18 protein-coding genes are annotated in these 20,720 nt (G+C 62.9%); 10 read left to right on the top strand and 8 right to left on the bottom strand.

What is annotated here, in order from left to right:
- Positions 1-198: 198 nt before the first annotated feature.
- Positions 199-2,964, bottom strand: coding sequence for a DNA polymerase I (polA, locus tag IFT98_RS14395; RefSeq protein WP_192050357.1), 2,766 nt, complete (start codon positions 2,962-2,964; stop codon positions 199-201).
- 89 nt (positions 2,965-3,053) lie between these two features.
- On the opposite strand from polA, the gene IFT98_RS14400 reads away from it, so the two are divergent.
- Together IFT98_RS14400 and IFT98_RS14405 are read left to right on the top strand one after the other, a co-directional pair.
- The gene (locus IFT98_RS14400; RefSeq protein ID WP_122480096.1) at positions 3,054-3,341 is read left to right on the top strand and encodes a DUF2782 domain-containing protein; all 288 of its coding nucleotides are present in this window, start codon (positions 3,054-3,056) and stop codon (positions 3,339-3,341) included.
- Positions 3,342-3,405: 64 nt separating this feature from the next.
- Positions 3,406-4,356 carry a homoserine kinase gene (locus IFT98_RS14405; protein ID WP_192050356.1) on the top strand — a complete coding sequence of 317 codons (951 nt, stop codon included), beginning with the start codon at positions 3,406-3,408 and terminating at the stop codon, positions 4,354-4,356.
- Between the two features lie 55 nt (positions 4,357-4,411).
- Here IFT98_RS14405 and IFT98_RS14410 read toward each other — a convergent pair whose 3' ends face one another.
- Positions 4,412-5,341 (bottom strand): zinc ABC transporter substrate-binding protein, encoded by a 930-nt coding sequence (locus IFT98_RS14410; RefSeq protein ID WP_446730840.1) that lies wholly within the window; start codon positions 5,339-5,341, stop codon positions 4,412-4,414.
- Between the two features lie 57 nt (positions 5,342-5,398).
- On the opposite strand from IFT98_RS14410, the gene IFT98_RS14415 reads away from it, so the two are divergent.
- From IFT98_RS14415 to IFT98_RS14430, 4 genes are all read left to right on the top strand, one after another.
- Positions 5,399-5,881, top strand: coding sequence for a Fur family transcriptional regulator (locus tag IFT98_RS14415; RefSeq protein WP_122480095.1), 483 nt, complete (start codon positions 5,399-5,401; stop codon positions 5,879-5,881).
- Positions 5,881-6,651 (top strand): zinc ABC transporter ATP-binding protein ZnuC, encoded by a 771-nt coding sequence (gene znuC / locus IFT98_RS14420; protein WP_122480094.1) that lies wholly within the window; start codon positions 5,881-5,883, stop codon positions 6,649-6,651. Before IFT98_RS14415 ends, znuC begins: the two co-directional genes overlap by 1 nt.
- Positions 6,644-7,426, top strand: a complete 783-nt coding sequence (znuB, locus tag IFT98_RS14425) for a zinc ABC transporter permease subunit ZnuB (RefSeq protein WP_192050354.1) — start codon at positions 6,644-6,646, stop codon at positions 7,424-7,426. The genes znuC and znuB overlap by 8 nt, the downstream gene beginning before the upstream one ends.
- A gap of 187 nt (positions 7,427-7,613) precedes the next feature.
- Entirely contained in the window at positions 7,614-8,321 is a 708-nt protein-coding gene (locus tag IFT98_RS14430; RefSeq protein WP_192050352.1) for a PA5502 family lipoprotein, read from the top strand.
- Here the strand turns inward: IFT98_RS14430 and katE are convergent.
- Positions 8,318-10,456, bottom strand: coding sequence for a catalase HPII (katE, locus tag IFT98_RS14435; protein ID WP_122714858.1), 2,139 nt, complete (start codon positions 10,454-10,456; stop codon positions 8,318-8,320). The genes IFT98_RS14430 and katE overlap by 4 nt on opposite strands.
- Positions 10,457-10,740: 284 nt before the next feature.
- Here katE and IFT98_RS14440 point away from each other — a divergent pair, with 284 nt between their 5' ends.
- From IFT98_RS14440 to IFT98_RS14450, 3 genes are read left to right on the top strand one after another with little or no spacing between them, the layout of a single operon-like run.
- The gene (locus IFT98_RS14440) at positions 10,741-11,748 is read left to right on the top strand and encodes an ATP-binding cassette domain-containing protein (protein WP_192050350.1); all 1,008 of its coding nucleotides are present in this window, start codon (positions 10,741-10,743) and stop codon (positions 11,746-11,748) included.
- Positions 11,748-12,419: a methionine ABC transporter permease gene (locus tag IFT98_RS14445; RefSeq protein WP_192050348.1), complete on the top strand. Its 672-nt coding sequence runs from the start codon at positions 11,748-11,750 to the stop codon at positions 12,417-12,419. The genes IFT98_RS14440 and IFT98_RS14445 overlap by 1 nt, the downstream gene beginning before the upstream one ends.
- A gap of 40 nt (positions 12,420-12,459) precedes the next feature.
- Positions 12,460-13,233, top strand: coding sequence for a MetQ/NlpA family ABC transporter substrate-binding protein (locus IFT98_RS14450; RefSeq protein ID WP_192050346.1), 774 nt, complete (start codon positions 12,460-12,462; stop codon positions 13,231-13,233).
- A 26-nt stretch (positions 13,234-13,259) separates the two neighbouring features.
- Here the strand turns inward: IFT98_RS14450 and IFT98_RS14455 are convergent, their stop codons facing one another.
- Entirely contained in the window at positions 13,260-13,892 is a 633-nt protein-coding gene (locus IFT98_RS14455; RefSeq protein WP_192050344.1) for an SCO family protein, read from the bottom strand.
- A 174-nt stretch (positions 13,893-14,066) separates the two neighbouring features.
- On the opposite strand from IFT98_RS14455, the gene IFT98_RS14460 reads away from it, so the two are divergent.
- Positions 14,067-14,714, top strand: a complete 648-nt coding sequence (locus tag IFT98_RS14460; protein ID WP_192050342.1) for a hypothetical protein — start codon at positions 14,067-14,069, stop codon at positions 14,712-14,714.
- 66 nt (positions 14,715-14,780) lie between these two features.
- On the opposite strand, the gene IFT98_RS14465 is transcribed toward IFT98_RS14460, so the two are convergent.
- The 4 genes from IFT98_RS14465 to IFT98_RS14480 all read right to left on the bottom strand — a co-directional run bounded on the left by IFT98_RS14465 (position 14,781) and on the right by IFT98_RS14480 (position 20,656).
- The gene (locus IFT98_RS14465; RefSeq protein WP_192050340.1) at positions 14,781-16,310 is read right to left on the bottom strand and encodes a SulP family inorganic anion transporter; all 1,530 of its coding nucleotides are present in this window, start codon (positions 16,308-16,310) and stop codon (positions 14,781-14,783) included.
- Between the two features lie 184 nt (positions 16,311-16,494).
- Positions 16,495-17,199: a carbonic anhydrase gene (locus tag IFT98_RS14470; protein ID WP_192050338.1), complete on the bottom strand. Its 705-nt coding sequence runs from the start codon at positions 17,197-17,199 to the stop codon at positions 16,495-16,497.
- A 686-nt stretch (positions 17,200-17,885) separates the two neighbouring features.
- A complete protein-coding gene (gene gudD / locus IFT98_RS14475) occupies positions 17,886-19,220 on the bottom strand; it encodes a glucarate dehydratase (RefSeq protein ID WP_244650995.1) in 1,335 nt (444 codons plus the stop codon).
- An 89-nt stretch (positions 19,221-19,309) separates the two neighbouring features.
- Entirely contained in the window at positions 19,310-20,656 is a 1,347-nt protein-coding gene (locus tag IFT98_RS14480; protein ID WP_446730844.1) for an MFS transporter, read from the bottom strand.
- Between the last annotated feature and the right edge of the window lie 64 nt (positions 20,657-20,720).

The raw sequence follows: 20,720 nt of genomic DNA on the forward strand, positions 1-20,720 counted from the left end.
GGTTTCATGTGGGGTTCAGGTTTGTCATCTGGCCTGGATTCGGCGTGTGCCCCTTCGCGGCCGCTGACCGCTCCTACAGAGAGCATGAGCATCCGTAAGAGCGATCAGCGGCCGCGAAGCAGCAACACCGCGCCGAATCAGCGCGTAAAAGCCCGTGGGAGCGGTCAGCGGCCGCGAAGCCGTCAACCCGGTTTCGAATCAGTGCGCCTCGTCCCAGTTGGAACCCACACCGACTTCCACCAGCAGGGGCACGTCCAGTTGCGCGGCGCCGCTCATGTATGGGCGGATCTGGGTGCCGATCTGCTCGACCAGGTCTTCACGCACTTCCAGCACCAATTCATCGTGCACCTGCAGGATGACCCGTGCGTCCAGCCCGCTCTCGGCCAGCCAGTTGTCCACCGCAACCATGGCCCGCTTGATGATATCGGCAGCCGTACCCTGCATCGGCGCGTTGATCGCGGTGCGTTCGGCGCCGCGGCGTAGGGCCGGGTTCTTGGCGTTGATGTCCGGCACGTACAGGCGACGCCCGAACAGGGTTTCGACGAAGCCCTGTTCGGCGGCCTGGGCGCGGGTGCGCTCCATGTACTCGAGCACGCCTGGATACTGGGCGAAGTAGCGGTCGATATAGGCCTGCGACTGCTTGCGGTCGACGCCGATCTGCTTGGCCAGGCCGAACGCGCTCATGCCGTAGATCAAGCCGAAGTTGATCGCCTTGGCACTGCGCCGCTGGTCGGTGGTGACCTGCGCCAGGTCTACCCCGAACACTTCCGCAGCGGTGGCCCGGTGCACGTCCAGATCGTTCTGGAAGGCATGCAGCAAGCCTTCGTCCTTGGCCAGGTGGGCCATGATGCGCAGCTCGATCTGCGAGTAGTCGGCCGCCAGCAGGCGATACCCGGGCGCCGCGATGAAAGCCTGACGGATGCGCCGACCCTCGGCGGTGCGGATCGGGATGTTCTGCAGGTTCGGGTCACTGGATGACAGGCGTCCAGTGGCGGCGACCGCTTGATGGTAGGACGTGTGGATGCGCCCGGTGCGCGGGTTGATCTGCTCGGGCAGGCGGTCGGTGTAGGTGCTCTTGAGCTTGCTCATGGAGCGGTACTGCATGAGCACCTTGGGCAATGGATAGTCCTGCTCGGCCAGTTCGGCGAGCACCGCTTCGGCCGTGGAGGCTTGACCCTTGGCCGTCTTGGAGATGATCGGCAGGCCGAGCTTCTCGTAGAGAATCACCCCCAGTTGCTTGGGCGAGCCCAGGTTGAATTCTTCGCCGGCGATCTCGAACGCTTCGCGCTCCAGGGCGATCATCTTTTCGCCCAGCTCCACGCTCTGGATACCCAGCAGCTTGGCATCGACCAGTGCACCTTGGCGCTCGATCCGCGCCAGCACCGGCACCAGCGGCATTTCGATGTCTTGCAGCACTGGCAGCAGGCTAGGCACCGCGTTCAGCTTGGCCAGGAACAGCTGATGCAGGCGCAAGGTAATGTCGGCATCTTCAGCGGCGTACGGGCCGGCCTGCTCCAGCGCGATCTGGTCGAAGGTCAGCTGCTTGGCGCCCTTGCCGGCGATGTCGGCGAACTTGATCGTGGTGTGGTTCAGGTACTTGAAGGCCAGGCTGTCCATGTCGTGCCGCGTCGCGGTGGAGTCGAGCACGTAGGATTCGAGCATGGTGTCGAAGGCCACGCCGCGAACCTCGATGCCGTTTTCCTGCACCCCGCCGATGGCACAGTTGGCCAGGATGTTCATGTCGTACTTGGCGTGCTGGCCGACCTTGAGCTTGCGCGGATCTTCGAGCAGCGGCTTGAGCGCCAGCAGCACGGTATCGCGGTCGAGCTGTTCGGGCACGCCCATGTAGGAGTGCGTCAGTGGGATGTACGCAGCTTCGTGCGGCTCGACCGCAAAGGAGATACCCACCAGTTGCGCGCGCTGTGCGTCCAGGCCGGTCGTCTCGGTATCGAAGGCGAACAGGCTGGCCTGCTCGAGCTTGTCGAGCCAGACATCGAAACGGGTCTGGTCGAGAATCGTCTCGTAGCGCACCTCGATGGCCGCGACCGGCTCCTGCACCGGGGCCAGTTCTTCGCCGGCGCGCCGGGCTTCACGCTCGACGTCTTCGATCCAGCTGCGGAACTCCAGCTCGCTGTAGATGGCAAGCAGTGCATCGCGATCCGGCTCGCTGCACATCAATTGGTCGACTTCGACGTCCAGCGGTACGTCGATCTTGATGGTGGCCAGTTCATACGAGAGGAAGGCCATTGCCCGGTGCTCTTCCAGCTTGGCAGGCAGCGACTTGGCGCCGCGAATGGCCAGGGCCGGGACCTTGTCGAGGTTCTCGTAGAGCTCCTTGAGGCCGCCGCCAATGCCGGTCAGCAAGCCCTGAGCGGTTTTTTCGCCCACGCCCGGCACGCCGGGGATGTTGTCGACCTTGTCACCCATCAGGGCCAGGAAATCGATGATGTGCTCGGGGCCGACGCCGAATTTTTCCTTGACGCCGGCGATGTCCAGCACGCTGCCGGTCATGGTGTTGACCAGGGTGATGTGGCCGTCGACCAGTTGCGCCATGTCCTTGTCACCGGTGGAAATGACCACCGGGCGATCGGCTGCCGCGCTGCTGCGGGCCAGGGTGCCGATGACGTCGTCAGCCTCGACGTTGTCCACGCACAGCAGTGGATAGCCCAGGGCGCGGACGGACGCGTGCAGCGGTTCGACCTGCACCCGCAGGTCGTCGGGCATGCTCGGTCTGTTGGCCTTGTAGTCGCCGTAGAGGGCATCGCGGAATGTTCCGCCCTTGGCGTCGAAGACCACCGCGAACGGGCTGTCCGGGTACTGCCGACGCAGGCTCTTGAGCATGTTCAGCACGCCCTTCACCGCACCCGTGGGCATGCCCTTTGAGGTGGCCAGCGGCGGCAGTGCGTGGAACGCCCGGTACAGATAGGAAGAACCGTCCACCAGGACGAGAGGAGCTTTGCTCATGAGCAGAATCAACCTTTTCGGCGAGCCCGGCGTTAGAATGCCCGGAGCTGTGACAACGAGAACTGTGACAACAAAGGGACAAGGTTATCATGCGTAACGTAAAACACCTGTTGCTCGCGGCTCTGCTGCTGACCAGCCCGCTGATGACCCTGGCCGCGGACGACGCGCCTTCGGCCGATCCGGACGTGACCATTCGCCAGGACGGCGACAAGACCATCCAGGAGTACCGCCAGAACGGCTTCCTGTACGCCATCAAGATCACTCCGAAACACGGCAAGCCGTATTTCCTGGTGCGCGCCGATGGCACCGATGACAATTTCATCCGCTCCGACCAGCCGGACATGTTGATCCCGGCCTGGAAGATCTTCGAGTGGTGAGGCTGTAACCTTCAATTCAACCGGGCGCCGTCCCTTGCGGCGCCAGTATGGGCAAATCTACGACATGTCTGTGTTTACACCCTTGACCCGCGCCGAGCTCGAAACCTTTCTGGCCCCCTATGGCCTTGGCCGTCTGCGGGACTTCCAGGGGATTGCCGCCGGTACCGAGAACAGCAACTTCTTCATCAGCCTGGAGCAGGGTGAATACGTGCTGACGCTGGTCGAGCGCGGGCCGACCCAGGATTTGCCGTTCTTCATCGAACTGCTCGATGTACTGCACGAGGCTCAACTGTCGGTGCCCTATGCCTTGCGCACCATCGATGGCGTGGCGCTGCGCACGCTGGCGGGCAAGCCGGCCCTGCTGCAGCCTCGTCTGGATGGCCGCCATGTACAGGCACCGAACAACCAGCACTGTGTGCAGGTGGGCGAGTTGCTGGGGCACATTCATACCGCCACCCTCGACGCGCCGCTGGTGCGCCGCACCGACCGTGGCCTGGACTGGATGCTGGAAGAGGGCCAGAAGCTGGTCGCCGACCTGGATACGGCGGCTGCGGCGTTGCTGCGTCCCGCCCTGGCCGAGATCCAGGCGCATCACGCGCAGATCCTGGCATTGCCACAGGCCAACCTGCATGGCGACCTGTTCCGTGACAACGTGATGTTCGAGGGCACGCACCTGACGGGTGTGATCGACTTCTACAATGCGTGCTCCGGGCCCATGCTGTATGACCTGGCGATTACCGTGAACGACTGGTGCTCGGATGAGCAGGGTGCCTTGGATGCGCCGCGCGCGCGGGCGTTGCTGGGCGCCTACGCGGCCCTGCGGCCGTTCACTGCGGCAGAGGCGCAGCTGTGGCCACTGATGTTGCGCGTGGCCTGCGTGCGGTTCTGGCTGTCGCGCCTGATCGCGGCGCAGTCGTTTGCCGGGATGGATGTGTTGATCCATGACCCCAAGGAGTTCCAGGACCGGCTGGCGCTGCGGCAGAAAGTTGGGGTGCCGTTGCCGTTCGCTTTTTAGGGCTTGAGATCATGGCGCGGCCTTCGCGGGCAGAGCCCGCTCCCACAAGAACCCGTCAGAGTTTTTCCAGGCAGCCGGCGAGGTTGTCGGCCAGATTGCCCAGCAAGGTCTCGTAGCCGGTTGCCGTGGCGTCCTCGAAGCTGCCCAGGGCGTCCAGCTCAGCCAGGGTCACCGGCAGTCCGGCGGTCAGGGTCTGCGCCAGCTTGGGGCGCATCGGCGGCTCGCTGAACACGCACGTCTTGCCCACTTCCTGCAGCCGCTGACGCATCGCGGCAACATGCTGTGCACCGGGTTGTACTTCTGCGGCCACGGCGAATACACCGGCATGCTTGAGGCCGTAGGCCTCTTCGAAATAATCGAAGGCTTCGTGGAAAACGAAATAAGGCTTGCCCTGAATGCCGGCGACCCGAGCGGTCAGGCGTGTGTCCAGGGCCTGCAGGCGTTGCGTGAAGGCGGCCAGGTTGGCCTGGTAGCGCGGCGCATTGGCAGGGTCGGCAGCGGACAGGTCGGTGGCCATGCGCGTGGCGATCACCCGGGCGTTGACCGTCGACAGCCACAGGTGGGCATCCAGCGTGCCCGGGCGGTGGTCGTGATCGTGGTCCGACGTTTCCTCGGCATGGGAATGGCTGTCTTCGGCAAAATGCCGCAGGTGCAGCCCCGGCAGCGTCTGGATCGTGACCGTCGGCTTCTGCCGGGTCTGCAGCACGCGCGGTAGAAAACCTTCCATGTCCGGACCGATCCAGTACAGCAGATCGGCGTCGGCCACCCGGCGCACGTCCGATGGCCGCAGCGCGTAGTGGTGCGGGGAGGCACCGGGTGGCAGCAGCACTTCGGGCTGGCCGACACCGTCCTGCAAGGCGGCGGCGATCAGCTGCACCGGCTTGATGCTGGTCAATACCCGCACTTGCGCCTGTGCCGGCAAGGCAGTCAGGCAAGCGGCGAGCAAACCGATGGAAAGAGCAAAAATACGGACCACAATGAACACTCTCGGGGGCAAGAACAGGTAACATAATAACGTCTCTATCAGAATTCGTCGCCGCTCATGTCCAAAACACCGCTGGCCAGCCGTCCCCACGACCACTCACATTGCGTGCACCACGCACTGAGCGAAGCCGATGCCTTGTGCCTGAAACAGGGCCTGCGCCTGACCGCCTTGCGTCGTCGCGTGCTGGAACTGGTTTGGCAAAGCCACAAGCCACTAGGTGCCTACGACATCCTCGCCGTGCTCAGCGAACAGGACGGCCGCCGCGCGGCACCGCCCACGGTCTACCGCGCCCTGGATTTTCTGCTCGACAACAACCTGGTGCACCGCATTGCCTCGCTCAACGCCTTCATTGGCTGCAACCATCCCGAGCATGCCCATCAGGGCCAATTCCTGATCTGCCGCGCCTGCCATGTGGCCGTCGAGCTGGAGCACAAGACCATCAGCGACGCCATCGTCGAAAGCGCCCTGGGTGTCGGCTTCGTCGTCGAAGGGCAGACCGTGGAAGTGGTCGGCCTGTGCGCGGCCTGTCAGGGGGCGTGATGAGCGAAGCCTTGATCCGCCTGGACCAGGTCACGGTGGCGTTCGCCGGCCAGCGGGTGCTCGATGACATCCACCTGTGCGTGCAGCCCGGCGAAATCGTGACGTTGATCGGCCCCAATGGCGCCGGCAAGACCACCCTGGTGCGTGCCGTGCTCGGGTTGCTCAAGCCCGATTCGGGGAGTGTCTGGCGCAAGCCGCGGCTGCGCATCGGCTACATGCCGCAGAAGCTGCACGTCGATCCGACCCTGCCGCTGTCGGTCCTGCGCTTTTTGCGCCTGGTGCCGGGTGTGGACCGTGCCCGCGCTCTGGCGGCGCTGGAAGAAGTCGGCGCCGCGCAAACCATCGACAGCCCGATCCAGACGGTGTCCGGTGGTGAGATGCAGCGCGTGCTGCTGGCGCGGGCACTGTTGCGCGAGCCTGAACTGCTGGTGCTCGACGAGCCGGTGCAAGGCGTCGACGTGGCCGGCCAGGCCGAACTGTATGCCCTGATCACACGCCTGCGCGAACGCCACGGCTGCGGTGTGCTGATGGTGTCCCACGACCTGCATCTGGTCATGAGCACCACCGACCAGGTGGTCTGCCTGAACCGGCATGTGTGCTGCTCCGGGCACCCTGCGCAGGTCAGCGGTGATCCGGCATTCGTCGAGCTGTTTGGTAGCCATGCTCCCAGTCTGGCCATCTATCACCACCATCACGACCACGCCCATGACCTGCACGGCAGCGTGGTCAGTGACACTCATGTACACGGAGACAGCTGCAAGCATGGCTGATTTTTTACTGTATGCCTTGCTGGCGGGGCTTTCCCTGGCAGTGGTGGCAGGACCGCTGGGCTCGTTCGTGGTGTGGCGGCGCATGGCCTATTTTGGCGATACCTTGTCCCATGCGGCCTTGCTGGGCGTGGCCCTGGGCTTCGTGCTCGACATCAGCCCGGCACTGGCAGTCACGGTAGGCTGCCTGCTGCTGGCGATCCTGCTGGTGACCCTGCAGCAACGCCAGCCGCTGGCCTCGGACACCTTGTTGGGGATTCTCGCGCCCAGCACCCTGTCGCTGGGTTTGGTGGTGCTGAGCTTCATGCACGACGTGCGCATCGACCTGATGGGTTATCTGTTTGGTGACCTGCTGGCGATCAGTCCGACCGATTTGTATTGGATCATCGGTGGCAGCGTGGCGGTGCTCGCGCTGTTGATCGCCTTGTGGCGGCCGTTGCTGGCGATCACCGTTCACGAAGAGCTGGCACGGATCGAAGGCCTGCCCGTGGCGGGGCTGCGCATGGCCTTGATGCTGCTGATTGCGGTGGTGATCGCGGTGGCGATGAAGATCGTCGGGGTGTTGCTGATCACCTCATTGCTGATCATTCCGGCAGCCGCCGCACAACGGCATGCGCGCTCGCCCGAGCAGATGGCGCTGGGTGCCAGTGTGCTGGGGGTGATCGCGGTGTGTGCCGGGTTGGCCTTGTCGTGGTTCAAGGACACGCCGGCCGGGCCTTCGATCGTGGTCAGTGCGGCGGTGTTGTTTCTGCTGAGTTTTGCGTTGCCCAAGCGGTAGTGGAGTGTCTGGCGCGAGTCGCTGTTATCTGTACACCTCGCGTCGATTGCCCAGCTGTGGACAGGCACAGACCCCGCTTTCCTCGGCCAAAGAGTGGTGGCCTCAGCGATTTTCGGCGTCCATATTTTCGCCGACACCCCCACGGTGTAGACTTGGCCGTTTTTTGGGCAAATAGAGAGTCGTAGCAATGAAGCCGTTCGTCTCCCGTTACCTGCTACTTGCCACACTTTCCCTGGTGTTGACCGCTTGCCAGACCTCACCGGCCGACCACGCCGCTGATACGGGTCCGGATGCCTGGCAGCAGCTGGAAACAAACATTGCCAGCAGCGAACTGGCCACGGCCGAGGATCAACTGGTCAAGCTGCAGGCGCAGGCACCGCAGGATCCGCGCCTCACCGAGGCGCAGCGGCAGCTGGCCGAAGCCTACCTGCAGCGCAGCCAGGTGATGCTGCAGAAAGGTGACGTCAACGCTGCCGCCACTGCGCTGGGCCGTGCCCGCGTGCTGATGCCCCAGGCACCGGCGCTCACTGGTGGCGTCAATGGCGCAATCGCTCAGGCCCGCAAGGCCGAACTGGAAAAAGCCGAAGCCGCCCTGAAAGCTGCCGAAGCCAGGCCCAAGGCGTTGGTGCTGGATCCGAACGCCAGCGTTTCAGCGGTGCCGTTGAAGATGCACAGCGCGCCGCAGTTGCGCGCACAGATGCACGACATCGCGACCGACGTCGTTCATTACCAATGCGATGTGATCATTCAGGTGGCCCAACCGGGCGAGTATCGCCGGCTGGAAGCGCTGCTCAAGCAGCGCGTCAGCGAACAGTTGCCGGAGATGCAACTGAAGGTCGGTCGCCGTGTAGTCCACGGGCAACCGACCCAAGTGGTGCTTATACCGCGCCGTTAAGCCGGGATGGCTTTGGCGGCCGGTTCGCGATCCCACACGCGGTGCTTGGCGATGGCGGCGATGAACGCCTTGATGGTGCTGTCATCGTCACCCACCAGCAGGCCAGCATCTTCCTTCAGGCGCAGCGCTTCTAGCAGTGCCTTGCCATCTTTGCTGATACCGATTGCCTTGAGGTGCTTGTAGGCCTCGAGCAGGTAATGCAGTGCCACGCCATCGGCGCTCAGTGCCTTGATCGAATCTGCACCGCCTGGCACCCACACTGCGTCGAAGGCCACCGAAGGCAGGCCTTCCTGGGACGCGTCGACGGCCAGAGTCTTGCCATCGGCCGTCTTGACCGGTGCGCTGGTAGGGCCCAGCACCTTGGCATGTGCGCCTTCGGCCTTGAGGGCCTTCTGCAGCGCAGCAACCGCGTTGCCGTCCACGCCGTTGGCAACCAGAATAGCTACCTTGCGGCTCTTGATGTCACCGGACAGCAGGTTCATCTGGCTCAGCGCAGGCGATTCTTTCAGCGAGGAAGGCTTGACCGATACGGTGCCCTTGGCAGGCGCCGGCAGACCCAGGTTGGCCGCAACGCGCGAAGCCAGCTCCAGATCGATGTTGGCCAGAATCTCGTTGACCTGACGGGCACGGATGTACTCGCGCTCGACCTTGCCCAATTCGAAGCTGTAGGCCGCGATGATGTGCTCTTTCTCGGCATGGCTCATGCTGTTGAAGAACAGCGTGGCCTGGGAGAAGTGGTCGGAGAACGATTCACTGCGCTCGCGGACCTTGTGCGCATCGACGCGCTCCGGGTAGGTCTCGAAGCCGCCATCGATCGGTGCCGATGGGGTTTCCTTCGGCCAGCCGCCGTCGATCGAGTTCGGCTCGTAGGAGGCACGGCCCTTGTCGATACGGGTGCGATGCTGGGCATCACGCTGACCGTTGTGGTTCGGCGCGATCGGACGGTTGATCGGGATCTCGTGGAAGTTCGGCCCGCCGAGACGGCTGATCTGGGTATCGGTGTAGGAGAACAGACGGCCCTGCAGCAGTGGGTCGTTGCTGAAGTCGATGCCGGGCACGATGTGGCCTGGGCAGAACGCGACCTGTTCGGTTTCGGCGAAGTAGTTGTCCGGGTTACGGTCCAGCACCATGCGGCCCAGTGGGGTAACCGGGACCAGCTCTTCGGGAATGATCTTGGTCGGGTCGAGCAGGTCGAATTCGAACTTGTGCTCGTCTTCTTCCGGCACGATCTGCACGCCCAGTTCCCATTCCGGGTAGTCGCCCATCTCGATGGACTCCCACAGGTCACGGCGGTGGAAATCGGTGTCCTTGCCGGCCAGTTTCTGCGCCTCGTCCCAGACCAGCGAGCAGGTACCGAACTTGGGCTTCCAGTGGAACTTGACGAATGTGCCTTTGCCCTCGCCATTGACGAAGCGGAAGGTATGGATACCGAAACCCTGCATGGTGCGCAGGCTTTTCGGGATCGCCCGGTCGGACATGGTCCAGAGCACCATGTGCGCCGATTCCGGCACCAGCGAGACAAAGTCCCAGAAGGTGTCGTGGGCGGAGCCGCCGGTCGGGATCTCGTTGTGCGGCTCAGGCTTCACGGCGTGAACGAAGTCGGGAAACTTGATCGCATCCTGGATGAAGAAGATCGGCATGTTGTTGCCGACCAGATCGAAGTTGCCTTCGTCGGTGTAGAGCTTGACCGCAAAACCACGCACGTCGCGCACGGTGTCGCCCGAGCCACGCGGGCCCTGCACGGTGGAAAAGCGCACGAAGACCGGGGTCTTCTTCGACGGGTCACGGAGGAAACCGGCTTTGGTCAGCGCCGAGTGGTCTTCGTAGGTTTCGAAGAAACCATGGGCCGCGGTGCCGCGGGCGTGGACGATACGCTCCGGGATACGTTCGTGGTCGAAGTGCGTGATTTTCTCACGCATGATGAAGTCTTCGAGCAGCGACGGACCGCGTGGACCCGCCTTGAGCGTGTTCTGGTTGTCGCTGATTTTCACACCATGATTGGTGCGCAGCGCCTGCCCGGTGCCATCGGCACGGAACTGCTCGAGCGATTCGAGCTTGGCGTTGGTGTTTTGACGATCCGGCGTATCGGTGCCAGCGGCTTCGCTCTTGCCGGTAGGGGGGGTCTTGTTGCTCATCGGGCCTTAACTCCTTGGTTTACGGCAGTCCGTTCACGGACTTTGATAAGTACCCTCACCTGATCACGGCAGGCATGGGCCAGGGATACTCAGCAAGTGACCGGACACATTGCACGGGCGTTCCTTTTTTTTCGCGAACGGTGTGTCCATCCAACCTTTAGTCGCGTTATTGCCAAATGACAGGTCGTTGCGAAAATAAATGCTAAATGCCGCTGGACGGCTGGGCTAAAATGCGCGCCCGGCTACCCGCTGCCCCCATTCATGCGCCCCACAAGGTTCGCTACGTGATCGAGTTCCAAGATGTCCACAAGACCTACCGCGTGGCCGGTAGGGAGATTCCCGCGCTGCACCCCACCCGGCTCATCGTGCCGGCAGGCCAGGTGTTCGGCCTCATCGGCCACTCCGGCGCGGGCAAAAGCACGCTGCTGCGCCTGATCAACCGGCTGGAAAACCCTAGCGGCGGTACCATCATCGTCGACGGCGAAGACGTCACCGCGTTCGATGCCGATGCCCTGCGCGGCTTCCGGCAGCAGGTCGGCATGATCTTCCAGCACTTCAACCTGCTGGCCTCCAAGACCGTCGCCGACAATGTGGCGATGCCGCTGAACCTGGCCGGCCGTCTGTCGCGCAAGGAAATAGACCAGCGCGTGGCCCAGTTGCTCGATCGGGTGGGCTTGTCCGACCACGCACGCAAATACCCGGCGCAGTTGTCGGGTGGCCAGAAGCAGCGCGTCGGCATCGCCCGTGCCCTGTCGACCAACCCGAAGATCCTGCTCTGCGACGAGGCCACCAGCGCGCTGGACCCGCAGACCACGGCCTCGGTATTGCAGTTGCTGGCCGAGATCAACCGCGAACTGCAATTGACCATCGTGCTGATCACCCATGAAATGGACGTGATCCGTCGGGTCTGCGACCAGGTCGCGGTGATGGACGCCGGGCGCATCGTCGAGCAAGGCACGGTGGCCGACGTGTTCCTGCACCCGCAACATCCAACCACGCGTCGCTTCGTCCAGGAAGACGAGCAGGTCGACGAGAACGAGCAGCGCAGCGACTTCGCCCACGTGGCGGGGCGGATCGTGCGCCTGACGTTCCAGGGCGAGGCCACCTATGCGCCGCTGCTGGGCACGGTGGCACGCGAGACCGGTGTCGACTACAGCATCCTGGCCGGTCGTATCGACCGCATCAAGGACACCCCCTATGGCCAGTTGACCCTGGCTATCACCGGCGGCGACATGGACGCGGCCTTCGCCCGCTTCACCGCTGCGGACGTTCACATGGAGGTGCTGCGCTGATGGACCTGATCAACTTCTTTGCCAGCGTCGACTGGAGCGAAATCTGGCAGGCCACCCTGGATACGCTGGTCATGCTGGGCGCTTCGCTGCTGTTCACCATCCTTTTGGGTCTGCCGCTGGGTATCGTGCTGTTTCTCACCAGCCCACGGCAGATGTTCGAAAAGCCACGGCTGTATGCGGTGCTCTCGTTCATCGTCAACGTGGTCCGCTCGTTGCCGTTCATCATCCTGATCATCCTGCTCATCCCTGCCACAGTGGTGTTGGTCGGCACCTCGCTGGGGGTCGCCGGTGCAATTCCGCCTCTGGTCATTGGCACCGTGCCATTCTTTGCCCGCCTGGTGGAAACCGCCCTGCGCGAGGTCGACCGCGGCATCATCGAGGCGACCCAGGCCATGGGGGCGACCACTCGGCAGATCATCACTCGGGCACTGGTGCCCGAGGCCATGCCGGGGATCATCGCAGCCATCACCGTGACGACCATCACCCTGGTCTCGTACACCGCGATGGCCGGCGTCGTAGGCGCCGGAGGCCTGGGCGACCTGGCGATTCGCTACGGCTACCAGCGCTTCCAGGACAACGTGATGTACGTCACGGTGATCATTCTGATTCTGATGGTCCAACTGCTGCAGATGCTCGGCGACCGTCTGGTCGTGCACTTCTCGCGCAAATAATTCAAGGTCAGGCCCGCGAGGGCCGACAAGGAAATCGAAAATGAAAAGACTACTGGCCGCCATGGCCGCCGTCGCTGCACTGTCCGCCCAGGCCAACGAAACCCTGAGCGTGGCAGCCACTGCGGTGCCTCATGCGGAGATTCTCGAATTCGTCAAGCCGCAGCTGGCCGAACAGGGCGTGGACCTCAACATCAAGGTGTTCACCGACTACATTCAGCCCAACGTCCAGGTCGAGCAGAAGAAAATGGACGCCAATTTCTTCCAGCACCAGCCATATCTGGATGAGTTCAACAAAGCCAAGGGTGCCGGCCTGGTCGCCGTGACCGGCGTGCATCTGGAGCCGCTGGGCGCCTATTCGAGCAAGATCAAGGAGCTCGACAAGCTGGCCAACGGCGCCAACGTGGTGGTGCCCAACGACGCCACCAACGGCGGCCGCGCGCTGTTGCTGTTGCAGAAGTACGGGCTGATTCGCCTCAAGGACCAGAGCAACATCCTGGCGACCACCAGGGACATCGTTGAGAACCCCAAGGGCCTGAAGATCCGCGAGCTCGAGGCAGCGACCATCCCGCGCGTGCTGACCCAGGTCGACCTGGCCCTGATCAACACCAACTATGCCTTGGAAGCCAAGCTGGATCCGTCCAAGGACGCGCTGTTCATCGAAGGCAGCGACTCGCCGTACGTGAACATTCTGGTCGCACGCCCTGACAACAAGGACTCGCCTGCCATGCAGAAGCTGGCAGCCGCGCTGCACAGCCCCGAGCTCAAGCAGTTCATCACCGAGAAGTACAAGGGTGCAGTATTGCCGGCCTTCTAGGCCAGTGACGGCTTGACCCGCGCCCCTCAATCACCCGCGACCAGCCCTGGAAGCTGGGCGATCATCTTGGCATTGTTGATGGGCCCGCGGATGAACCCGCGCTGTCGCCCATCCGGCCCGATCAACGCCAGGTTGGCGCTGTGTTCCACCAGGTAATTGGGCTTGCGCGTGTCGGCCGCAATGAAGGGAATGCTGATGGCGCTGGCCAGCGTTTGCAGGGTGTCGACCGGCGCCACCCACCCCTGGAATCCCGCCTTGAAATAACCCAGGTATTGCTTGAGCCGCTCTGGCGTGTCGCGGTGCGGATCGACACTGATCAGCACCACCTGCAGGCGCTCGCGCGTGGCGTTCGGTAGCTGGTTCTGCACATCGCGCAGATTGGCCAGCGTGGTTGGGCAGATATCCGGGCAGAACGTGTAGCCGAAGAACAGCAGCGACCACTTGCCTTCGAGCTGGTCGACGTGGACGACCGAGCCGTTCTGATCGGTCATCTGCAGCACTGGCATCGCCCGGCTCTGCGCCAACAGGATGATGCCCGCATCGACCAGCCCGGCGCGGTCGGGCTGGGTTTGCCCCTTGAGCAGGTGATGAACGCTCAATCCGATCAGCAAGGCAAGGGCACCGGCAACGGTAAAGACGATTTTCTGCGCTGTGGTCATGGGCTCGGGGTCAGTGCATGTGGAAGTGAGCGACGTTATCAGGCCGATCCCCGGGAGGGTAGTGGTCACGCGCCGTTATGAAATGTGTCCTTACTATGACAAATGCGTCTTAGCCTTCCCGATGGGCCAGCTATCGTTCCCACTTCACTTGCGTGACACTCGCCTGGAGCCTTCATGAATACCGCCGCATTGCGCGAGCAGATTCAACGTGCAACCGAACACGAGGCCGCCACCGGCCACCTGCATCAACGTCTGGAAAAACAGTTGCCGCAGCTGCACCCGGCCATCGACCTGGCAGAGGGCGGCGGTATCGCTTTGTGGCGCTTCGTCAGCGCCTACATCGAGGAAGTCCCGCAGTTGCTCGATGCGGCCAGCGAAGTCGCCGGCAAGGCCGGAATCGAGTCGCAGATCAAGCCGGTATTGAAGATAGCCGAAGAGTACTTCCTGCAGCCGCCCGGAATTCTGGCCGGCCAGGAGGGGCTGGATGGCCTGCTCGACGAAGCCTACCTGGCCCATCGTCTGGTCGAGGAAGTCAACGATCTGTACATCCGCCATTTGGGCCAGCCGCTGATACCGTTGGACATGACCGTGGCCAACCTGATCGCTCACCAGTTGATCGGCGAAACGTTCGCCAACCAGCTGGATGAAGTGGTGCATCATTCGGTGGATCAGATGCTCTGTGACGAGCGCTTCGAGCTGCCGTCGGTACAAGCCTATCGCGACAAGCTGATCAGCCCTGAAACGGGCGCGGCCTGGCAGCAATGGCCGTGCATGTCACGACGCCTGGGCATTGGCCTGGACTTGAACGCGGCCAGCTCCTGAGAGCCTGCGCCGGGGCTTGGCGAGCGTTCTTCGCCAGGCCCCGTGCCGCCGGTCTGCGCTGTCGTGCTAGCTGCCGAAGCCTGCCGTGGTACGTAGCCGACCCTCGATACGCCGCTTCAGCCCGCGGCTTTCTATGATCATTCGCGAACCCTTGCTCTGGTTCGCCCGACCCCAGTCTTCCAGCAGCTCCAGGCACGAGTGGTCGATGTAGTTCAACCCGGCCAGTGGCACATGCACGGTGGTACCTTCCGGAATGCTCGCCAGGGCCTTGGTCAGGGCCGGTACCTTGAGAAAGGTCGCCGAGCCCACCATGCGCAGTTCCACTTCGCCCGGTGCCTGGTCGATCAGGCTGATCTTCAGACGTGCCGCCTTGAAGGCCAGCTTCAGCAAGGTCAGGGCGAAACCCAGCAGCACACCGGTGAGCAGGTCGGTGAAGACGATCGCCAGCGCCGTGGCTGCGTAGGTGAACATCGGCATCCGACCGTAGCGGCCCAGGCCCTTGAAGGCCTTGAAATCGACCAGCTTGACGCCGGTGAAGACCAGTACACCCGCCAGGCTTGCGACCGGGATGCTCTGCAGCAGGCTGGACAGCAGGACAACGAACCCCAGCAGCCAGACACCGTGCAGGATCGCCGACATGCGGGTTTGTGCACCGGCCTGGACATTGGCCGAGCTGCGCACGATTACCCCAGTCATGGGCAGCGCACCCAGAATGCCGCAGAGCATGTTGCCTACGCCCTGTGCCGACAGCTCGCGGTCGAAATCCGAACGCTGGCCGTTGTGCATGCGGTCGACCGCTGCTGCCGAGAGCAGGGTTTCGGCACTGGCGATGAAGGCCACGGCGATCGCGGCGATGAGCAGGGCTGGATCGGCGAGGTTGAGCAGGTCTGCCGGGCGCAGCCAGTCGATGGCTTCCGCCAGGTTCGCCGGCACCTCGACACGCTTGACCGGCATGGCGAAGAACAGGCTGAGACCCGTCGCCAGGCCGACCCCCAGCAATGCACCGGGCACGAAGCGCAGCTTCTGCGGGCGCAGCTTTTCCCACGCATACATCACGGCAATGGTCAGCAGGCCCAGCAATCCAGCCTGCCAGCCCAGGCCGCCACCGATGCTGGGGATGGCCTGGCCGACCACGGCGGGAAACTCGATCAGGTTGCTCAAGCCCGAGGGCTGCGGTGCCCGGTCGAGCATCACATGCACCTGGGACAGCACGATCAGCACGCCGATGCCGGCGAGCATGCCGTAGACCACTGCCGGCGCGGTGACGCGGAACCAGCAGCCAAGCTTGAAGCGCCCGGCCAACAGTTGCAGCAGGCCGGCCAGCAGCAGGATCGGTCCGAGCATGGCCATGCCGTGCTGGCGCACCAGTTCGAAGACCAACACCGCCAGGCCCGCAGCGGGGCCGCTGACCTGTAACGGCGAGCCGGCCAGGAATCCGACCACGATGCCGCCGATGATGCCGGTGATCAGACCTTTGGAAGGGGGCATACCCGAGGCGATGGCGATACCCATGCACAACGGCAGCGCGACCAGAAACACCACGACCGATGCGAGCAACTCGCGCGGCAACACTGCTTTTATCTGTGCAATATTCACGTTCAATCTCCTGCAAGCATTCAAGCGAGCCAGGCCGCACTTTTCGACAGGCAGCACCATGCCTGCCCGATCCTTCGTGACCCAGCCAACGTGGCTGGGATGAAAGGATCCGGCAAGCAGTGGATGGAAGGTGCTGTCGACAGGTTACGGCCCGGCGGGCCCTGTCATACGAACGACGCGGTTATTAGAACCGGCCTTTGGGCGTAGCGCTTGGCATTGTCTCGCTGCCGAGCGGCAGGAAGCAGTCCTGCTCAGCGTCGTAGGCCTTGATCTCGCTGGTTTCGATGTTGTAGATCCAGCCATGGATGTACAACTGACCGCTGGCCATGCGCGAAGCCACCGAAGGGTGCGTGCGCAGGTGCTGCAATTGGGAGATGACGTTTTCTTCGGTCAGCACTTTCATGCTTTCGGCTTCGTCGGCACAGTTGCAGTTGTCTTCGACCACAGTGCGGGCTACTTCCGAGTGACGCAGCCAGGCTTTGACCGTAGGCATCTTTTCCAGCGAAGCGGGATTGAGTACCGCACGCATGGCGCCGCAGTCGGAGTGACCGCAGACGATGACGTGCTGCACGCCCAGCGCCAGAATGGCGTATTCCAGAGCCGTGGACACGCCGCCGTTCATCTGCCCATAGGGCGGTACGACGTTGCCGACGTTACGGGTAACGAACAGATCGCCCGGGGAGCTTTGCGTGATCAGTTCCGGGACGATGCGCGAGTCGGCGCAGGTAATGAACATGGCACGCGGCGCTTGTGCGGTGGCGAGCTTCTTGAACAATTCTTGCTGCTGGGGGAACACGTCATGGTGAAAACGCAAAAAACCATCGACGATCAGCTTCATGGAGGCTTCAGCGGTGTCGGAATGGCTCGGTGTAGGATCCTTGTCGCTCATGATTCATCCTCTTGCTGGATTTGAGATGGTTCCCAGTTTACCGGGTAAAAATTCCCACAGCTCATGGCTGGACGAGACGATTCACACAGGATTATGACTCGTGAGTCATTTGTCACTAACCCTACCGGTGAAAACTTAACTGAACCTGAATCGAGGCGTCTATTGCGCGGGGTGGGGGTTTGCCGAGACGATGGACGGCGTCCTTGTAGCAGCGGCGCGAGCCGCGTCCGGCTTCACCGCGTTCTCCCAGATGCACCGCTTAAACCGCCGACGCGGCTTGCGCCGCTGCTACAGGAATCGTGAATTTCATAACAACGGCGCAGGCCGCGCCATGAGCCACGCAATCTTTGTAGCAGCGGCGCGAGCCGCGTCCGGCTTCACCGCGTTCTCCCAGATGCACCGCTTAAACCGCCGACGCGGCTTGCGCCGCTGCTACAGGAATCGTGAAATTCATAACAACGGCGCAGGCCGCGTCATGAGCCACGCAATCTTTGTAGCAGCGGAGCGAGCCGCGTCAGGCTTCACCGCCTTCTCCCAGATGCACCGCTTAAACCGCCGACGCGGCTTGCGCCGCTGCTACAGGAATCGTGAAATTCATAACAACGGCGCAGGCCGCGTCATGAGCCACGCAATCTTTGTAGCAGCGGCGCGAGCCGCGTCAGCGATCCACGCGGTGCAGGGATGGATCAGCGCACCAGGCAGGGACGTTTGTTGTCGAATTGCCAACCCGAGATCAGGTATTGCATGGCAATGCCGTCGTCTCGCGCGCCCAGGCCCTTGGCCTTGTACAGCTCGTGGGCCTTGGCCACTTCGTCCATGTCGATGTCCACGCCCAGGCCCGGTTTGGCCGGCACCTTGACGAAGCCATCGACGATCTGCAACGGCTGCTTGGTCAGACGCTGGCCATCCTGCCAGATCCAGTGCGTGTCGATCGCGGTGATCTCGCCCGGCGCCGCAGCCGCCACCTGGGTGAACATGGCCAGCGAAATGTCGAAATGGTTGTTGGAGTGCGAGCCCCAGGTCAGCCCCCAGTCGTTGCACATCTGCGCCACCCGTACCGAACCCTGCATGGTCCAAAAATGCGGATCGGCCAGCGGGATGTCCACCGACTGCAACTGGATGGCATGGCCCATCTCGCGCCAATCGGTGGCAATCATGTTGGTGGCGGTGGGCAGGCCCGTCGCACGACGGAACTCGGCCATGACTTCACGTCCCGAATAGCCGTTCTCGGCGCCGCAGGGGTCTTCGGCGTAGGCCAGCACATGGTGCTGGTCGCGGCACAGGCCGATGGCTTCCTTCAATGACCAGGCACCGTTGGGGTCCAGGGTGATGCGCGCGTCGGGAAAACGCTCGGCCAGCGCCGTCACCGCTTCGATCTCCTCGGCACCGCGCAGCACGCCACCCTTGAGCTTGAAATCATTGAAGCCGTACTTGGCCTTGGCCGCTTCGGCCAGACGCACCACTGCCTCGGGGGTCAGTGCCTTTTCATGACGCAGCCGACTCCATTCATCGTCGGCGTCCGGCTCGCTGCGGTAGGCCAGGTCGGTCTGACCACGATCACCGACGTAGAACAGGTAGCCCAGCATCTTCACCGCGTCGCGTTGCTGGCCTTCACCCAGCAGCGCCGCCACCGGCACCTCGAGAAACTGCCCGAGCAGGTCGAGCAGGGCGGCTTCCATGGCCGTCACGGCATGGATGGTGATGCGCAGGTCGAACGTCTGCAGGCCGCGGCCGGCGCTGTCACGGGCCGCGAAGGTGGTGCGCATGCGATTGAGGATCTGTTGGTACTGGCCGATCGGCTGGCCCACCACCAGGCTGCGGGCGTCTTCCAGGGTTTCGCGAATGCGCTCGCCCCCAGGCACCTCGCCAACCCCGGTGTTGCCGGCGCTGTCCTTGAGAATCACGATGTTGCGGGTGAAGAACGGGCCATGGGCACCGCTGAGATTGAGCAGCATGCTGTCGTGCCCGGCAACCGGGATGACTTGCAGGCTGGTGACGACAGGAGCGTTGTGTGCGGTCATGTTGTTTTCCTTCTCCATGTTGTTGTCCTTGTCATTGATCCACGCCAGGCGCCGTCAGCGCCTGGCGAAAACAGTGCAGGCGTCGCCCTTCAGAGCGGCCGGGCCTGGGCGGGTTCGGCAATACCGTTGGCAGGCTTGCCGGGCTTGGGTTGGGTGCGGGCGAAGAACACCACGATGGCCGCCAGCACCGAGGTACCGGCCAGGCCGTACAGCCCGCCCTGAATGGAGCCAGTGCTCTGCTCCAGAAAGCCGAAGGTAGCCGGCGCAACGAAGCCACCCAGGTTGCCCACCGAGTTGACCAGGGCGATCACCGCCGCAGCGATGCGGGCATCCAGGTAAGCCTGGGGAATGGGCCAGAACAGCGACGAGGCCGACTTGAAGCCGATCGCGGCGAAACACACGGCGACGAAGGCGAACACCGGACCACCGGTGGTCGACATGAACATCCCGGCGGCGGCGATCAGCAAGGCCGTGGCCACCCACGCCTGCTGGAACTTGAACTTGCCGGACAAGGCCGCGAAGCCGTACATGGCAATGATCGAGATCAGCCAGGGGATGGAATTGAGGAAGCCCACCTGCAAGTCGTCCAGGCCGCCCATTTTCTTGATGATGCTGGGCAGCCAGAAGGTCGCCGCATAGATGGTCAGCTGGATACAGAAGTAGATCAGGCAGAACAGCAAGATCTGGCGATCCCTGAGCAGCGTGCCCAAGGTGGGCTTGACGGTGTGCATGGCATCGCGTTCGCGCTGTTCGCGGTCAATCTCGCCCACCAGCGTGTCTTTCTCTTCCTGGGTCAGCCATTTGGCATCGTGAACCTTGGAATCCAGCCAGAACCAGACGAAGAAGCACAGCAGCACCGAGGCCAGGCCTTCGATCAGGAACATCCATTGCCAGCCGTGCATGCCCAGCCCTTCGATCTGCAACAGGGCGCCGGCCAGTGGCCCGGAAATCAGCGAGGCCAGGGCCGAACCGCTGAGGAAGATGGCAATCGCCTTGCCACGCTCGACCCCAGGCAACCAGCGGGTGAAGTAGTAGATCACCCCTGGGAAGAAACCGGCTTCGGCAATCCCCAGCAGGAAACGCAGGATGTAGAAGTGGGTTTCGTTCTGAATGAACGCCATCATCGTCGCGACGATGCCCCAGGTGAACATGATCCGCGTCAGCCAGACCCGGGCGCCGACCTTCTGCAAGAGCATGTTGGACGGAACTTCGAACAGCGCATAGCCGATGAAGAACAACCCGGCACCGAAGCCATAGGCCGCCGCACCGATGCCCAGGTCATGCTCCAGGTGCGTTCGCACGAAGCCGATGTTGACACGATCGATGTAGTTGACGATGAACATGATGACGAACAGCGGGAGTACGTGACGCTTCACTTTCGAGACGGCGCGGGCCAGGACGGCATCGCCGGTTGCAACGTTTGAATTGCTCACAATTCAAATCTCCCACTGATTGTTTTTATGCGGGTAGTTTGTGGATCGATCGGCAGCTGTGTGCTCG

The organism is Pseudomonas sp. CFBP 8770 (assembly GCF_014841705.1).
Lineage (GTDB): Bacteria > Pseudomonadota > Gammaproteobacteria > Pseudomonadales > Pseudomonadaceae > Aquipseudomonas.

Coding starts and splice junctions, on each gene's coding strand:
- polA (WP_192050357.1), bottom strand. CDS start 2,964: ATGAGCAAAGCTCCTCTCGTCCTGGTGGACGGTTCTTCCTATCTGTAC.
- IFT98_RS14400 (WP_122480096.1), top strand. CDS start 3,054: ATGCGTAACGTAAAACACCTGTTGCTCGCGGCTCTGCTGCTGACCAGC.
- IFT98_RS14405 (WP_192050356.1), top strand. CDS start 3,406: ATGTCTGTGTTTACACCCTTGACCCGCGCCGAGCTCGAAACCTTTCTG.
- IFT98_RS14415 (WP_122480095.1), top strand. CDS start 5,399: ATGTCCAAAACACCGCTGGCCAGCCGTCCCCACGACCACTCACATTGC.
- znuC (WP_122480094.1), top strand. CDS start 5,881: ATGAGCGAAGCCTTGATCCGCCTGGACCAGGTCACGGTGGCGTTCGCC.
- znuB (WP_192050354.1), top strand. CDS start 6,644: ATGGCTGATTTTTTACTGTATGCCTTGCTGGCGGGGCTTTCCCTGGCA.
- IFT98_RS14430 (WP_192050352.1), top strand. CDS start 7,614: ATGAAGCCGTTCGTCTCCCGTTACCTGCTACTTGCCACACTTTCCCTG.
- katE (WP_122714858.1), bottom strand. CDS start 10,456: ATGAGCAACAAGACCCCCCCTACCGGCAAGAGCGAAGCCGCTGGCACC.
- IFT98_RS14445 (WP_192050348.1), top strand. CDS start 11,748: ATGGACCTGATCAACTTCTTTGCCAGCGTCGACTGGAGCGAAATCTGG.
- IFT98_RS14450 (WP_192050346.1), top strand. CDS start 12,460: ATGAAAAGACTACTGGCCGCCATGGCCGCCGTCGCTGCACTGTCCGCC.
- IFT98_RS14455 (WP_192050344.1), bottom strand. CDS start 13,892: ATGACCACAGCGCAGAAAATCGTCTTTACCGTTGCCGGTGCCCTTGCC.
- IFT98_RS14460 (WP_192050342.1), top strand. CDS start 14,067: ATGAATACCGCCGCATTGCGCGAGCAGATTCAACGTGCAACCGAACAC.
- IFT98_RS14470 (WP_192050338.1), bottom strand. CDS start 17,199: ATGAGCGACAAGGATCCTACACCGAGCCATTCCGACACCGCTGAAGCC.
- gudD (WP_244650995.1), bottom strand. CDS start 19,220: ATGACCGCACACAACGCTCCTGTCGTCACCAGCCTGCAAGTCATCCCG.